The sequence below is a fragment of the Ruegeria sp. F5 genome (genome assembly GCF_056533845.1).
This window is the reverse complement of the sequence record NZ_JBQFOU010000004.1, coordinates 187,497-201,881: the sequence shown is the minus strand read 5'-3', so window position 1 is coordinate 201,881 and position 14,385 is coordinate 187,497. Positions and strand designations below refer to the sequence as shown.

Here is a 14,385-nt window from a genome sequence, read left to right as displayed (position 1 = left end):
GTTTATGCGCTCCGCGGCTCAACGAACATCCGGCCGCGCATTTCCATGTGCAGCGCGTGGCAGAACCACTGGCAATAGAACCAGTGCACGCCCGGACGGTCAGCAATGAACGTGACCGAGGCGGTGGCCTGCGGCGCGACCTCCATCGCGATGCCGAAATTCGACAGGCACAGCCCGTGGGTCACGTCATCCACATCGTCCAGGTTGGTGACATAGATGGTCACCTCGTCGCCCTGTTTGACCGTGAACTTCTCCATGCTGAAGATCGGCGCGGTTGAGGTCATGTAGACGCGGACCTTGTTGCCATCGCGGATGGGTTCCTCGGCGCCTTCCTCAAGATCGACACCGTCGGCGGCGGCCTGCTGGCGGGCATCTTCCCACATCGGGTCGTTGCGGTCCCAGACATTGACCGGGTTCACCTTGGAGCGGTGCACAAGGATCGAGTCATGCGGCTCGGCAAAGGTCGGGCCGTCATGGACCACCTTCATCTTGTCGCCCGAAATGTCGATCAACTGCTCGTTTTCCGGCTTCAACGGGCCGACGTTCAGAAAGCGGTCTTTCGAGAACTTGTTCATCGAAATCAGCCACTTGCCGTCAGCTTCGGCCGTTTCGCCCATCGAGGTCGAGTTGTGGCCCGGCTGATAGTGCACATCCACCTTGTCGACGATCGGGTCAACATCCGCCCCACCATAGGCCTCGATGGCTTTGGCGATGTCCCATTTTACCACCTGGCTGTCCAGGAACAGGGTGGTATAGGCGTTGCCCTTGCCGTCGAACGCGGTGTGAAGCGGGCCAAGACCCAACTGCGGTTCCGCCACGATGGCCGAACGCGGGTCGGCATTATCGGCAAACAGCGCGTCGACCTTTTCCACGTCGATCACGGACACGGTCGGCGACAGTTTCCCGTTGATCATGATGTGTTTCTTGTCAGGCGCGGCGTTGACACCATGCGGCGAGTTCGGGATCGGAATGTAACGGGTCAGGTTGCCACCCGCCTCTTTGCGGCCATCCACAACCTTGACGCCGTTCAGTTCCTGAAAGTTCCCGGCAGCAATCGCGTCTTCGATGCCCTTGAGGTTGAACACGACCACATGGTCCAGCTCATTCTCGGTCATCTCGGCCAGGTTCATGCCCATTTCCGAGTTGTACGAGGTCGAGAAGGCGTATTTGCCCTGATAGTCGCAGTCGGTGTTGTCGAGGTTGCCCGACACCATTACCTGCCATGCGATCTCCATCGTGTCGCCGTCAATCGCGGTGAAGATGTTCACGTATTGCGACGGATCGTCGAGGATTTCACCATCGTTGACCAGCGGTGCCTCGTGTTCGCCGTTCGCAAAGACATAACCGGTGCGCGGATATTTCTGCGGGCGCAGACCGTGGATGTCATGGGCGTTCGGGATCTCAATGATCTTGTCGCATTTCATCACGTCGCAGCGCACACGGGCGACGCGGGTGTTGGCCTTGTCGTTCATGAACAGATAGCGGCCGTCATAGGTGCCATCGGTGAAGGACATGTGCGGGTGGTGCAAGTCGCCGTTGTCATAGGTGACCTTGCCGTTTGCGGCCAGATATTCCTTGGTTTCCGGCAGCAACCCTTCGGTCAGGATCTTCAGCGATTCATTGGTCTGACCCCAGCCCGTGGCCGAGCAACGGTTGAACACGGGAATACGCATCAGCTCGCGCATTGAAGGCACACCAAGGATGCGAACTTCACCGGTCTGACCCGAAGACCAGAAGCCGTAGTATTCGTCCAGCTCACCGGGTTCCAGATGCGCATTGGCGGCGGCACTGGCCTCGCGCGCGGTCATCAGGGTTGACCCCAGACCGGTCCCCGCGATCACGGCACCGGTGGCAGTTGCTCCCAGCATCCCGCGGCGGGTGATGTTCAGTTTGTTTTCGTGGTCCGACATGATCGTTCCTCCTTTTTAGGAAACGGATTGCGGTTTGGCGTTCGGATGGTTCGCCGGTGGTTGCCCGAGGGGGGTCTTGATGGTGACCGACCCTGTCTTGGCCCGCCGTTTCAACTGGCGGATAACGACGGGACATGTGTCCTCGGACTGGTAGAGCACCTGACAATGCAGGCAGGTGACGCACTCGTTCGGATTGATCTCGCCAGTGGGGTGGATCGCCTGAACGGGGCATTCATTGGCGCAGGTCTGACAGGGGGTGCCGCAATCCTTGTAGCGGCGCAGCCAGTCGAACATGCGGATACGGGCGGGGATCGCCAGCGCGCCGCCTAAGGGGCAGAGATAGCGGCAGTAGAACCGTTCGATGAACAGCCCGATCCCCAGCAGGGCCAGCGCAAAGACCACAAACGGCCAGTCGCGCATGAATTTCAGAATGATCGCGGTCTTGAACGGCTCGATCTCGGCATATTTCTCGGCCAGCGGGATCGAGACGAAACTGATCCCGAACAGCACGAGGAAGATCATGTATTTCGCAGGCCAAAGCCGTTCGTTCAGGCCCCAGGGCAGGGTCCATTGCGGCACTTTCAGCGCGCGCGCGAGTTTGTTGGTCAGTTCCTGCAGCGCGCCAAACGGGCAGAGCCAGCCGCAATAGGCCCCACGCCCCCAGAACAGCAGCGCGGCGGCGACGGCGAACCATTGGATAAAGACCAGCGGGTCCAGCAGGAAGGCATCCCAAGAGAACCCGGTGCGCAGGCTGCCGGCCAGTGCCATCAGGTTCACCACGCTTAGCTGCGCATTGGCGTACCAGCCGATGAAGAACAGCGTCATGGTCAGGAACCCGATGCGGAACCAATAGAAGACCCGCGCATTCATCGTGGCGTGGAACTGGAAGAAGAAGGTGGCCGTCAGCAGCAACAGCATCGCGCCCAGCACCGCGATCTCGGCCACGCGGTCTTTCCAGATTCGCTGCCACAGGGCGGCCTTGGCGGCGGCCTCGCCGGTCGCGTCATCAACCACTGCGGGGGCGGCGACGGGCAGCAGATACTGTTCCGGCAGCTTGTAGCCCAGATCGAAGGTCAGAAAGGTCTTTTCAACCGCACCCACGGCGCGCTGCACCAGCAGTTGCAGGCGGAAGGGCTCGGCCGGGTCGAACTCGGCATCCGCGGGGATCTTGAAGATATCCAGCTCGGTAAAGCTGGGTGCATCGGGGGCGGCGACCTTGCCCAGACGGCGCTGCTGCTTGTCGAAGAACCGAACCGAACTGTCGCCCTGGATCAGCTGAATCCGGTCGAATATCCCACCGCGCACATAGCCCGATCCCTTGAAGCTGTAGGCGCCGCGCCCCAGCACCAGAATGGCCTGTTCGCCTTCGTCCAGCCAGTCGACAAGGTTCTGGTACTCGGCTTCGCCCAGCAGCGACTTGCCGATCGACGGCACCGAAACCAGCGCCATATGCATGTCGATAAAGGTGTCATCGGGTTCACCCGGTTCGGGGCGCTTGATGGCGCGCTGATCGCCCGTGGCCTCGAACGCCGCATTGACCTGTCCGATATCCAGCGTCAGCCGCCGGACCGAGCCGTCACCGGACAGGGTGGTCCAGTCATAGACCGCATCCTGCGCCATATCGACTTCGCGCTTTGGCCCATCGGCCTGCAAGGGCGACAGCCCGCCCAGCCCCAGCGCCCGCGCGACTTTGATGCCGCCGCGCACGAGGCTGTCATCGATCACCATGATCGTGACCGTCGCACCCGAGATGATGTCGAGGTCATGCCCCTCGCCCCCGGTTTCGGCCTCGACCTTCAGGTCCAGACCCGCATAGCCTTCGGTCAGTTCGACCATGCGCGCGTTGGGGATGCCGATCAGAACGATGGGTTCGGAATGTTTGACCAGTTTCACCCCGGTCAGCACCGCATCACCGTTGATGGCGGCAACCACGTGGATGGGTTTGCCGGAATAGCCCGTGGTGCCCACGAAATCCGAGGTCAGAAAGGCCCAGGCAACGGTGTCTGCGCCCTTCAGCACCGGGGCCACCGGCACGTCATCGCGGACGGGGCCAAAGGCATCGGCACCGGGCACCAGATCGGCGGGGTCTATGTCGGGCAGGAAGCTGGCAAGGCTGTCGGCACGGGCGCTGATCGCCATCAGGCAGGACAGGGCAAGGGCCAGCAGGATATGGATTGCGCGACTTACGACCATGGCGCACCTCCGGTCTTTTGGGTGGGGGCCATGGACGCGCGCAGGGCGCGTTCAGATGTGTCTTGGATTGCTGGCGGAGGCCCACGGGTTTCGGGCCACAACCGTTTCACGCCATCGGGCCGGACTTCACAACGCGGTGCTGCAGGCGCGCTCTGAACCCGGTCGTGCTGCATCAGAACCGGCAGGCCGGGCACCGGGGCCGCCGAGGTGACGGCGCATAACGCGCAGTCGGCGCATTTGGTGCAGGGCACGGTCGGGTCGTGATCTTCCTCCTCTAGGTCTATCTGGACCCAGACCGCCCCTGCGTCCGAGCAGATCTCAACCCACATGCTCTGCCCGGGACTCGCCAGCACCGGGCCAAGCATTTGCATCAACAGCAGGAAGATACCCGCCCATGCACAGGTCGCGCGCAGGGCACGAACAGGGAGACTGTGCAGAGGGTTAGAGGCGGGCATTGAGAATCCAACTCGGCAATCTTTCCTGAGTCCTATGCCTCTCTCTCGATTCGAAACTTGACTTATGTCATTTGTTTTTGAGCGGGCTGAAATTTAATTTCCGGCATTTTTTGATATGAAAACATGCGATTAGAGGGGCGCCTCAGCCATCCGCCTCATCCATCAGCCCGCGCAGCCAGCGGCCCGCCAGCCACGCCGCTGGCACGCCCAAAGGCACGGACCATATCAGCGCGGTGACCGGCGGGATCACCCCGAACCCCGCGCTGTTGGCGATCAGACCGGCCAGAAACAGGTTGATGGCCACCGCCAGCGCCGTGGCGGGATAAAGCAGGAGGGCCAGTTTCCAGACCGGCCAGCGCCCGTCAGTGGCTGGTGCCTTCCGAGAAGGTGATCTTGTTCCAGACATTGTATTTCCCCGAGGGTTTGCGCATCGGCAGGCGGCGGACCTCTTCCAGCGTCTGCGCGTCATAGACAATCACCGCGCCGTCATCTTCCCAGATTGACACCAGCGCGTGGCGGCCATCCTTGGTGAATTCCACATGTGCCACCGTCTTGCCGGGGGCGGGGCGCAGGGTTTTGACGATCTCAAGGCTCTGCTTGTCGATCACATGCATCGCGTCCTTGTTGGGGCCAAAGAACACGTCGGCCCAGACATAAGGCGAGTTTTCATGGCTGCGCATGAAAAAGCCCGGCCCTTCGGTCTTGATCCGTTTGACGGTCTCCCACGTTTCCATGTCGATCACCGACACGGTGCCATCGGTCAGATGCGGCGTCGCCATTACGGTCGTGTCGCCATGTTTCCAGGTAATCCCCGAGCCCAGATGCGGCATCCCCGGCAGGTCCAGATCGGCCACTTTCTGACCGATCACCAGATCGATCACCTGACCGCCCGTTCCTTCGCGGGACGCGCCCATGACATATTCATAGCTCTGGTCGAAAAAGAAATCGTCCAGATAGTCGGGCGTGGTGATCTTGCGCACCGGGAACGGGTCAGGGTTCTTGAACTGACCTTCGATGCGGAAGTCGTGCCCCAGCCCGAATTGCGGCGGGTTGGCACCGTAGAAGACTTCCCAAATCTCGGGCACGTCTTTCAGCGCCAGAACAAAGCTTTCACGCGGCGGCGCCTGATAGACGGCAGAGACCCGGCTGGGAACGCCCTTCTTGCTTTTAACGTCGACAACCTTGGCGACCGACAAATCCTCGGTCGACAACAGAGTCAGAGAGTTGGGCAGATAATTCGCCACCGCCACCCATTTGCCATCCCCCGACATGGCGATGTTGCGGCTGTTCAGACCGGCGCGCACGCGGCCCACCTGCCGCAAAGCCCAGATGTCATATTTTTGCACCCAACCATCGCGGGACATGATGAACACATAGCGCCCATCGGGGCTGAATTTCGGCCCGCCATGCACGGCAAAGGGCGTCTCGAACCGGTCCAGAACCTCGAACGTGTCGCCATCCAGAACGCTGACATGGTGATCGCCGGTCTCGACCGCCAGCGTGATGTTCATCGGATCGCTGTCCCAGATCGGCGCATCCACCGCCACATATTCGTCATCCAGCGAGCGGCTGGCCATGATATCCGCCTCACCCCATTCCGGGTTGGTCTCCAGCGGAGATTTCAGCCACCCCGCCAGTTCCTCGATCTGCAGCGCATCCAGTTCATGCGAAAACGCGGGCATCTGCGTTGCCGCGCGCCCCTCGGCAATCACCGCCGCCACCCGTGGCCCCCGCATCCGCTTGAGCGTCTCGGGGATCAGCGCCGGACCAACTCCTCCCAACCGGTTCTCGCCATGGCAAGAGGCGCAAAACTCCGCATAATCCGAAGGCGCATCCGCCCAGGCCGCACCCACGCTCAGAAGGCAGACCAGCCCCCCCATCTTCATCTTTTCAAGAATACTCCCGCCGGAGGCTCCCGCATTCTCAACCCGAGCAGGGGCTGGGCTGGAACGACCAAGGGTTTCAAAAGAACTGATGCGCCGGATCATGACGTTTCCCCCGGAATGGCGTGACCTGCAGGCGTTCGCCCGCCTCATCCACGCCGATTTCTTCGTTTGACAGGTAACAGGCCGGATCTTCCGCCCAGGGATCGCCGGTCAGTTGCAGCGCGCGAATGCGGGTGTTGCCGCCGCACACGTCCTTCAAGCGGCAGGCCCCACAGCGCCCTTTCAAAGGTCGCGGGCGGGTGCGCAGCATCGCCAGCATCGGGTCATCACCGGTCCAAAGCTCGGAAAATGGCGTCGTTTTCACGTTCCCCACCGTGTAATCCGACCAATAGGTATCGGGATGCACGCGGCCCAGATTGTCGATATTGGCCACGCCCAACCCGCTGGAGTTGCCACCCCACGCGGCCAGATGCGCGCGCACATGGGCCATTTTCTCGTCGTCGAAATGCGCCTGCACCCAGTTCAGGAAATAGCCCGCATCGGCGTCATTGTTGCCGGTCACTACATCCAGCGGACGCCCGCCCGAGGCGGCCTCCCACGCGCGTTCCAGCAACAGGTCCATGCCCTTGCGGGTGCGCAGATGCTCGGCATCCTCGCCCCGGTTCTTGTCGCCACGTCCGGCGTAAACAAGGTGGGACAGGTAGAACTTGTCCACCCCTTCGTCGTCGCACAGCTGCAGCAGGTCGGGCAGGTGATGCTGGGTGCCTTCGGTCAGGCAGAACCGCAACCCCACCTTGATGCCGCGTTTCTTGCATTCGCGGACACCGCGCAACGCGTCGGCAAAGGCCCCCTCGACGCCCCGGAACCAGTCATTCGTGGCCCCGATCCCGTCCAGCGAAATGCCGACATAGCTGAAACCGACATCGGCGATCATGTCGGCGGTTTCATCATAAATCCGCGTGCCGTTGGTCGACAGCGCCAGCATCGGCACCAGTTCACGCGCCCGTTTGGCGATGTCGAAGAAATCGAACCGGTCCAGCGGTTCCCCACCCGAGAGGATCAGGGCCGGGACGCGGAACTGGCCCAGATCCTCAAGGGTTACCATGGCTTGCTCATGGCTGAGCTCACCGGGGAAGGCCACATCCGCCGAGACGGTGTAGCAATGGCGGCACTTCAGATTGCAGCGCCGCGTCAGGTTCCAGATCACCACCGGTTTCACCGGTCCGGGGCGGCGCTTGCGCACGGGAGTTGGGTGAACCAGTTGATGCATGTATTCGGTCAGGCGGAACATGGATCTCAGCCTTTCGCTTTCAGGCGCAGCCCGGTTTTCTTCAGGATGCGCGTGGAATAGAGGATATCTTTAGCCCGGCAGGCATCGCCAAGGATCGCGGCGATTTCGGCGCGTTTCTCTTCGACCTCGGCCTTGTCGGTGCCATGCACCATGGCAAACAGGTTATAGGGCCAGTCGGGCAGGGCGCGGGGGCGTTCGTAGCTGTGGGTGACAAAGGGCAGCGCGCCGATCTGCGCGCCCAACTCGGTGATGCGGCTGTCTTCGACATCCCAGACGGTCATGCCATTTGCGGTCATGCCCAGCTTAAAGTGGTTGGGCGCTGCCGCGATGCGCCGGATGACGCCGCGCGATTTCATGTCGGCCAGACGGAACAGCAGGGTGTCTTCATCCAGACCCAGCCCCTCGGCCACCTGCGCGTAAGGTTCAGGCACCAGGGGCAGACCGCCTTGCAGCGCCGCGATAATCTCTCTGTCTTTTGCGTCGATCATGCTGCCACCCGGAAGCCGATGAAGAATTCCTGAAGTTTGGGGAATTGCAGGACCTTGATCCCGGTTTCCCGTTCGATTGCTTGGGCTGCGCCGGCGATCCCTTCGGGCGTTTCTGTCGCCAGAACGAACCACATGTTCAGCCGGTGCGTGCGCTCATAATTATGCGCGACTTCGGGATGCGCATTGACTTTGGTCAGTACGGTTTCAAAATCTTCCGAGGGGACTGCCATCGCGCACAGGCAAAAGGCCCCGCCCATCGCAGCGGCATCGAAGAAGGGGCCAAACCGGGTGATCACGCGGTCGTCCTTCATGCGGGTCAGTCGGGCCAGCAAGTCAGCCTCGTCAATCCCCAGTTCTTCGGCCACGGCGGCGTAGGGGCGCGAGGTCAGCGGCAGGTCGTCCTGCATCCGGTTCAGAATCGCGCGGTCGGTGTCGTCGAGCGTCATGCGGCCACCTCTTTCGGTTGGATCAGCGCACCGGTCTGTTTAAAGCAACGGGTCGAGAACAGCACTTTGTGCCGCGCGCCCGCCATTTCGGGCAGGGCGGTGGCCCCGGACAGAACCTCGTGCGCCTCGGGGCGCGAGCGGGCGTGGATCATCGAATACAAACGATAGGGCCAGACCCCTTCGACCGGGTTGCGTTCGTAGCACAGCGTGACACCGGGATGCGCCGCAAGGGCGGGCCCAGCAGAGCCGACCTGTTCGGCGGGCATATCCCAGACCACCATCGCATTGGCCGACCATCCCAGCGCACGGTGTCGCACGATGACGCCCAGACGCGAAATGATGCCCGCAGTATTCAGCGCCTCGATCCGCGCCATTACCCCGTCTGCGTCGCGGTTCAGGCTATGGGCCAGCTTGGTGTAAGGGTCAGAGATCAGCTGCAACCCGGAACTGAGGGCCTGCAACAGGTGCCGGTCACCGTCCTGCATGACCGAGCGATCCACCTTGCGCGCGCCGGGAACGTTGCGGGTTTCCCCGGACATCCGGAACCCCAGATCCACGTTGAACGGACGCACCAGCCGCAGATCGAGAACCCGCAGCCCGGTGCGCTGGGCGATCCGGGCGAGCGTGTCATTGACGTGCTGCCGGTCGGGGCCGGTGGCGACGAACCAGAGGTTCCAGTCATCCTCGCGCTGGTAATTGTGGTTCACGCCGGGTTCCGCGTCGATCAGGGCCGCGACCTGTTCCAGCCGGTCGTCTGGCGCGGCGACGGCGGCCAGAGTACTGGCTGAAACGGCGCCGGGTGCGATGGTAGCACCGACGCGCGTGATCCGCCCGGTTTTGCGCATCCTGGCCAGACGGTCCAGCACCTCGGCCTCGTCCAGACCCAGCGCGTTTGCCAGAACCTGAAACGGGCGTTCGGTGATTGGGAAATCGCGCTGGAACTCGTCCAGCAGGCGACGGTCGATCGGGTCGGTGATGTGCTGCATCGGTTACAGCCCCGTTCTGTGCGCGCGGGCGGTGAAGAATATGCCCGAGGGGCTGTCGGCCTCGATCTCGCGCAGTTTCTCGAAAGTCTGCGTGTCGTAAACCATGACCTTGTTCGCATCGCGCACGCTGAGCCAGACCTCATGGCCGCGCGGCGTAAACTCCATATGCAGCACCGCAGGGCCGGGTTGGAGTTCGTGGATGATCTCTTTGCTGACCGAGTCGATCACCTGAATCGTGTCGTTCAGCGGGTGGGCGAAATTCACCCAGACCTGCCGTCCGTCAGGACGCGCCATGGCAAAGACCGGCTGACCGTGGGTCTTGGTGCGACCGGTTTCGGTCAGGGTGTCAGCGTCGATCCACAGAACCTCGTGATGGCCAACGGCGGGCAGCACGAATTCGCGGCCCGTCAGCGCCCAGCCTTCCAGATGAGGCATCTTGTAAACCGGCATTTCTTCCTGTCCGCGCCCGTAGTTCGGCAGCACGCGGATCGGTTCCGGCGTCTCGGCCCACAGGTCCAGCGCGGTCAGGCCGTCTTCGCCGAACAGGCCGGTGATATAGGTGCGGCCATTGGCGGTGATCAGCGCGTCATAGGGGTTCTTGCCCATGTCGGGGATCTTTGTGATCGCGGGGTCACCCTTGGCGAAATCGGCGATCCAGGTCTCGCCCGTGTCCCACATGGTGAACACAAACCGGCGGCCGGGTGCATCGACCAGACCGATGGTTTTGCTGTCGGTGGGAATGTCGGCGACCAATTCCAGCGTGTCGGCGTCAAAGACCCGCACGCCGCCGGGTTCATAGTTCGATACGGCAACCAGTTTGCCATCGTCCGAGATCGCGCCGCCGATGGCGTTGCCCGCCTGCACGACACGGTTCACGATCTGGCGGGTGACGATATCAACCTTGGTCAGCCCTCCGTCCCGTCCAAAAACATAGGCAAACCGTTCGTCGGGCGAATAGACCAGCGAGGCGTGGGACAGATCGCCCAGCCCGTCGATCCGGGCCAGCGCGGCGCGGTCGGATTGATCGACCAGCAGGACCGAGCCCTTGGCCCGTTCGATCACAAGCCCGAGGTCCCCGGTCGCGGTGGGTTCCGCTTGTGCGGTGGTCATCATCAGGGTGGCGGCAAGGGTGAGGATGAGCTGTTTCATTGTGCCTCTGGCTCCAGAAGATAGCGGGCGATCCATTCGGCCTCTTCCTGGCTGATCAGGGGCCGCCATGGGGGCATCGCGGTGTCGGGAATGCCGTCAAGGATCACGCCGGTCAGGACATCCGCGTCGTAGTGTTCCAGCGTCCCGGACCGCAGATCGGGGCCAAGCCCGCCTTTGAGCGACAGCCCATGGCATGAACCGCAATCCTGATGGACAAGGCGTTTCAGCGCATTGGGGTCGAGGGTTTCGGCGGCGAAGGCCGAGGTTGCAACAAGCACTGCGGTCGTCAGAACAGCGCGCGCGGTCCAGCCGGATCGTCCGGCGGGCAACGCCCGGGCCTGCCCCGAACTTCTACATCCAAGCCTAGCCATGAGCCTGCTCCAGCAACTCGGTTACAGGCTGGTCCGCATAAAGCGAGACCACCTTGCCGATGATAAACAGCGTCGGTGCTTTCAGATCGGCCTCGCGCACGTCTGCCGCCAACCGGTCCAGCCGTGAGACAAGGCGGCTTTCATCCGGTGTGGTGGCCTTGCCAACCGCCAGAACGGGGGTCGAGCCGGGCAGGTTCTCGGTCATCAGCCCCATGGCGATCTGGCCGATATTGGCGACGCCCATATAGACGACCAGCGTTGAATCCGGGTCGGCCAGACGTTTCCAATCGAGGTCAAGCACCTTGTCGGCCTGCCGATGCCCGGTGACATATTGCACCGAGGTCGCCAGCCCGCGATGGGTCAGCGGCACGCCGGTGGAACAGGACGCGCCCTGAGCGGCGGTGATACCAGGCGCGTATTCGACCGGGATGCCTCGAGCCATGAGGAAGGCAGCCTCTTCCGAACCGCGCCCGAAAATCATCGGATCGCCGCCCTTCAGCCGCGCAACCGTGTGACCGGCGCGGGCTTCTTCGACGAGGATGTCGTTGATGCGATCCTGAGGCACGGTGTGGCATTTGGGGGCTTTGCCCACGGGGATCAGCCTTGCGCCATCGGCGTGCAGGTTCAGGATGTCGGCCGAGACCAGACGGTCATAAACCACCACATCCGCCTGTTGCAGCATCCTCAGGGCGCGCAGGGTCATCAGTTCGGGGTCGCCGGGGCCTGCGCCAATCAGAAAAACCTTACCGCTCATGTGCAAACTCGCTTGGTCTGAAGCTTTCCGAAGCCCGGGTTACCCGCACGATTCCGCTGAGTTTACGGGACGTTGCTGGGAAGGCCGGGCGTGTCATGGGGGCAGACTGGCGCAATCGAAAACAATCCTCCTTGACATAAGTTAAGGAGCGCGGGTTTTACGCCCGCGCTCCTCTCTCTCGTGCCTGTATGGTTGCCTCGGCTCAGGGTTCGACTGTGATCATTCCGATCATGTTCTGTGTCTCCCAATGCGGCCCGCACAGGTATTCCTGCGGGCCGGGGGTGAGGAAGGTCAGGTCAACCGTTTCTTCGGGGAAAAGCCGGTCGCTTTCGGGTTTGCTGCCGTCTTTCAGCAGCACCGAGTGGCTGGTGCGTTTGTCGACGTTCACCCAGCGCACCGTTGTGCCCGGTTTCACAGTCAGCTCGACCGGGCAGAAGGTGTATTTGTACATCAGCACCACCTCGGCATCCTCAACAGCCGAGGAGGGCTGGCCGAACAGTTCGACATAGCGCTCTTCCGCTTCGGCGCACAGTTCGGCGGTCTCATCCGCCCATGCGGGGGCGGCCAGACACAGCAGTGCGGGAAGAAGGTGTTGGGGTTTCATCGACTTCTCCTCATCCAGGGGAAGGGGCCGGATTGCCCGGCCCCGATCCGTTATTGTTTGACCACGTTTATGAAGGCGCTGTCGTCATCCAGCGCCAGGCTGGTGTCCAGCGTTACGTGGTGGAACCGCGCGGCGGCAAAGTCATCGTGGATGGCAAAGCCCACAGTGTAGGTTTGGCCTGCTTCCAGCGGTACGTCGCCCGGCGCGCCCGAGTTCAGCGGGCGGGTGAACACCACCGTCCAGATGCCGCCGTCCAGGCTGGCCGAGGCGGCAATCTCTCCGTCATTGACCACGCGCTGCTCCAGCAGATAGCCGTTGGTGGCGCTGCCATCGGCATAGACGCGCATCAGGTCCAGATAGGTGCCATCGGCCAGATACTGCTCGATCTGTTCAGCGGCCTGCAGCTTGTCCCAACCTCCCAGCGCTTTGCCGCCACGGCCTTTGATTTCGACCTCGGTCCGGCTTTCGCTGATGTATTTGGTCACGGTGTCCTGTGCGGTCATGCGACCGGCGACATCGCCGTTGGCGGCAATCGCCTCGGCGCCCGGATCAAAGGGCATATAGCTGTTGTCGGCGTGGCACGAGGCCCAGCAACCCACCTGATCACCCATCTCGATACCGGTGCCGGTGATCATCATCGCCACCTTGATCTGGTTGTCGGGGTCCATCTTGCCACCATCGACGAAGGGCGCAGGATTGTGTCCGGCATCCGGCCATTGCAGACGGATATACAGGTTCTCGTCATCATGGGCCGCCTGCACAGAGGCGTCTATCACGCCGCGCTTGCCGGGGATCGGGGTTGGCTCCAGATCGCCGCCCGCCACGATCTTGTTGCCGATCGCATCCAGTTCCTTGGCGTGACAGGTCGTGCACTGATCGCCGCCCTTGGTCAGAGGCCGCGCGCCGCCATGGGATCGTCCGTTCTGCACCCATTCAAACGAGGCCTGACCGGGGTAGAACAGTTTCATGTCTGCGCTCGCAACCGCGTTCCAGTCGATATTGCCTGCGACATCGCTACCGCCGCCTGCGGGCGCCGCCGGGGCGTCACCGCTGGCGCTGGCGCGTTCCTCGGCCAACGCGGCGTCAACTGCGGCTGCAATCTGTGCCTGCACAGCCTCTTGCTGGGCGACGCGCGCGGCTTTTTCGGCCTCGGCTTCGGCGGCTTCCTTGGCTTCGATCCGCTCAAGGCTGGCCAGATATTCAGGCGGAATCTCGCGGATGAAGGCGGGGTTCGGGGCTTCGAGTTCTTCCAGATACTCTTCATCCGCCCGGTCACGGGCATCCGAGTGCGCAATCCCCTTGTGGCAGTCGATGCAGGTCTGACCGACCGTCATCGCGTTCAGGTGCTGCTGACGCGCGCGGGGTTTCTGGAACTCGGGCATCATCGATTCGAAATCGTGGCAGTTGCGGCATTCGCGCGAGTCGGTGGACTTCATCCGCTCCCACTCGTTCATGGCCAGATGCACGCGCTTGGCTTCGAACTTCTCGCGCGTGTTGATCGAGCCGACCATCTTGCCATACAGCTCTCGGGACGCCTTGATCTTGCGGATCATCTTATGCGTCCAGTCCTTGGGCACGTGACAATCGGAACAGACCGCCCCCACGCCCGAGCGGTTCACGTCGTGGATCGTGCCGGTATATTCCTCGTAGACGAAATCGCGCATCTCGTGGCATGAGATGCAGAATTCCTTGGTGTTGGTGGCTTCCATGGCGGTGTTGAATCCGCCCCAGAAGATGATGCCGGCGGCAAACGCCACGGCGATGCCGGCCACGGGCATTCCCCACAGGAAATACCGGCGCCAGATTGGTTTTTTCTTTTCCGGTTCCGAGGTCATATCCGGGCTCCGTTTTG

Annotated in this window: 14 protein-coding genes; all 14 read right to left on the bottom strand. The window is 62.2% G+C overall.

The window, feature by feature from the left end:
- Positions 1–2 precede the first annotated feature (2 nt).
- Positions 3–1,910 (bottom strand): TAT-dependent nitrous-oxide reductase, encoded by a 1,908-nt coding sequence (gene nosZ / locus ACR0K1_RS08120; RefSeq protein WP_480609769.1) that lies wholly within the window; start codon positions 1,908–1,910, stop codon positions 3–5.
- A gap of 15 nt (positions 1,911–1,925) precedes the next feature.
- On the bottom strand, positions 1,926–4,103 hold the full coding sequence (locus tag ACR0K1_RS08115) for a 4Fe-4S binding protein (RefSeq protein ID WP_480849801.1): 2,178 nt from the start codon (positions 4,101–4,103) through the stop codon (positions 1,926–1,928).
- Positions 4,094–4,468 carry a hypothetical protein gene (locus tag ACR0K1_RS08110; protein ID WP_480850078.1) on the bottom strand — a complete coding sequence of 125 codons (375 nt, stop codon included), beginning with the start codon at positions 4,466–4,468 and terminating at the stop codon, positions 4,094–4,096. Before ACR0K1_RS08110 ends, ACR0K1_RS08115 begins: the two co-directional genes overlap by 10 nt.
- Before the next feature lie 232 nt (positions 4,469–4,700).
- Positions 4,701–4,964, bottom strand: a complete 264-nt coding sequence (locus tag ACR0K1_RS08105; RefSeq protein ID WP_480849799.1) for a hypothetical protein — start codon at positions 4,962–4,964, stop codon at positions 4,701–4,703.
- Positions 4,921–6,438 (bottom strand): cytochrome D1 domain-containing protein, encoded by a 1,518-nt coding sequence (locus tag ACR0K1_RS08100; protein ID WP_480850076.1) that lies wholly within the window; start codon positions 6,436–6,438, stop codon positions 4,921–4,923. The genes ACR0K1_RS08105 and ACR0K1_RS08100 overlap by 44 nt, the downstream gene beginning before the upstream one ends.
- An 82-nt stretch (positions 6,439–6,520) precedes the next feature.
- Positions 6,521–7,735 (bottom strand): heme d1 biosynthesis radical SAM protein NirJ, encoded by a 1,215-nt coding sequence (nirJ, locus tag ACR0K1_RS08095; protein WP_480849797.1) that lies wholly within the window; start codon positions 7,733–7,735, stop codon positions 6,521–6,523.
- Between the two features lie 5 nt (positions 7,736–7,740).
- Positions 7,741–8,223 carry a siroheme decarboxylase subunit beta gene (gene ahbB / locus ACR0K1_RS08090; RefSeq protein ID WP_480849795.1) on the bottom strand — a complete coding sequence of 161 codons (483 nt, stop codon included), beginning with the start codon at positions 8,221–8,223 and terminating at the stop codon, positions 7,741–7,743.
- Positions 8,220–8,669: an Lrp/AsnC family transcriptional regulator gene (locus tag ACR0K1_RS08085; RefSeq protein ID WP_480849793.1), complete on the bottom strand. Its 450-nt coding sequence runs from the start codon at positions 8,667–8,669 to the stop codon at positions 8,220–8,222. Before ACR0K1_RS08085 ends, ahbB (ACR0K1_RS08090) begins: the two co-directional genes overlap by 4 nt.
- The gene (gene ahbB, locus ACR0K1_RS08080; RefSeq protein ID WP_480849791.1) at positions 8,666–9,655 is read right to left on the bottom strand and encodes a siroheme decarboxylase subunit beta; all 990 of its coding nucleotides are present in this window, start codon (positions 9,653–9,655) and stop codon (positions 8,666–8,668) included. The genes ACR0K1_RS08085 and ahbB (ACR0K1_RS08080) overlap by 4 nt, the downstream gene beginning before the upstream one ends.
- 3 nt (positions 9,656–9,658) lie before the next feature.
- Positions 9,659–10,804, bottom strand: a complete 1,146-nt coding sequence (locus ACR0K1_RS08075; protein ID WP_480849789.1) for a cytochrome D1 domain-containing protein — start codon at positions 10,802–10,804, stop codon at positions 9,659–9,661.
- Positions 10,801–11,175 (bottom strand): c-type cytochrome, encoded by a 375-nt coding sequence (locus ACR0K1_RS08070; protein ID WP_480609794.1) that lies wholly within the window; start codon positions 11,173–11,175, stop codon positions 10,801–10,803. The genes ACR0K1_RS08075 and ACR0K1_RS08070 overlap by 4 nt, the downstream gene beginning before the upstream one ends.
- The gene (cobA, locus tag ACR0K1_RS08065) at positions 11,168–11,929 is read right to left on the bottom strand and encodes a uroporphyrinogen-III C-methyltransferase (protein ID WP_480849787.1); all 762 of its coding nucleotides are present in this window, start codon (positions 11,927–11,929) and stop codon (positions 11,168–11,170) included. Before cobA ends, ACR0K1_RS08070 begins: the two co-directional genes overlap by 8 nt.
- Positions 11,930–12,131: 202 nt before the next feature.
- Positions 12,132–12,533 (bottom strand): cupredoxin domain-containing protein, encoded by a 402-nt coding sequence (locus ACR0K1_RS08060; RefSeq protein WP_480849785.1) that lies wholly within the window; start codon positions 12,531–12,533, stop codon positions 12,132–12,134.
- A 50-nt stretch (positions 12,534–12,583) separates the two neighbouring features.
- Entirely contained in the window at positions 12,584–14,368 is a 1,785-nt protein-coding gene (locus ACR0K1_RS08055) for a NapC/NirT family cytochrome c (RefSeq protein WP_480849783.1), read from the bottom strand.
- Positions 14,369–14,385 lie beyond the last annotated feature (17 nt).

Excerpts from the sequence above, each read along its gene's own strand:
- ahbB (WP_480849795.1), bottom strand. The coding sequence starts at position 8,223 with ATGATCGACGCAAAAGACAGAGAGATTATCGCGGCGCTGCAAGGCGGT.
- ACR0K1_RS08055 (WP_480849783.1), bottom strand. The coding sequence starts at position 14,368 with ATGACCTCGGAACCGGAAAAGAAAAAACCAATCTGGCGCCGGTATTTC.
- ahbB (WP_480849791.1), bottom strand. The coding sequence starts at position 9,655 with ATGCAGCACATCACCGACCCGATCGACCGTCGCCTGCTGGACGAGTTC.
- nosZ (WP_480609769.1), bottom strand. The coding sequence starts at position 1,910 with ATGTCGGACCACGAAAACAAACTGAACATCACCCGCCGCGGGATGCTG.
- nirJ (WP_480849797.1), bottom strand. The coding sequence starts at position 7,735 with ATGTTCCGCCTGACCGAATACATGCATCAACTGGTTCACCCAACTCCC.
- ACR0K1_RS08085 (WP_480849793.1), bottom strand. The coding sequence starts at position 8,669 with ATGACGCTCGACGACACCGACCGCGCGATTCTGAACCGGATGCAGGAC.
- ACR0K1_RS08100 (WP_480850076.1), bottom strand. The coding sequence starts at position 6,438 with ATGGGGGGGCTGGTCTGCCTTCTGAGCGTGGGTGCGGCCTGGGCGGAT.
- ACR0K1_RS08060 (WP_480849785.1), bottom strand. The coding sequence starts at position 12,533 with ATGAAACCCCAACACCTTCTTCCCGCACTGCTGTGTCTGGCCGCCCCC.
- ACR0K1_RS08070 (WP_480609794.1), bottom strand. The coding sequence starts at position 11,175 with ATGGCTAGGCTTGGATGTAGAAGTTCGGGGCAGGCCCGGGCGTTGCCC.
- ACR0K1_RS08110 (WP_480850078.1), bottom strand. The coding sequence starts at position 4,468 with ATGCTTGGCCCGGTGCTGGCGAGTCCCGGGCAGAGCATGTGGGTTGAG.
- ACR0K1_RS08105 (WP_480849799.1), bottom strand. The coding sequence starts at position 4,964 with ATGTCTGGAACAAGATCACCTTCTCGGAAGGCACCAGCCACTGACGGG.
- ACR0K1_RS08075 (WP_480849789.1), bottom strand. The coding sequence starts at position 10,804 with ATGAAACAGCTCATCCTCACCCTTGCCGCCACCCTGATGATGACCACC.
- cobA (WP_480849787.1), bottom strand. The coding sequence starts at position 11,929 with ATGAGCGGTAAGGTTTTTCTGATTGGCGCAGGCCCCGGCGACCCCGAA.
- ACR0K1_RS08115 (WP_480849801.1), bottom strand. The coding sequence starts at position 4,103 with ATGGTCGTAAGTCGCGCAATCCATATCCTGCTGGCCCTTGCCCTGTCC.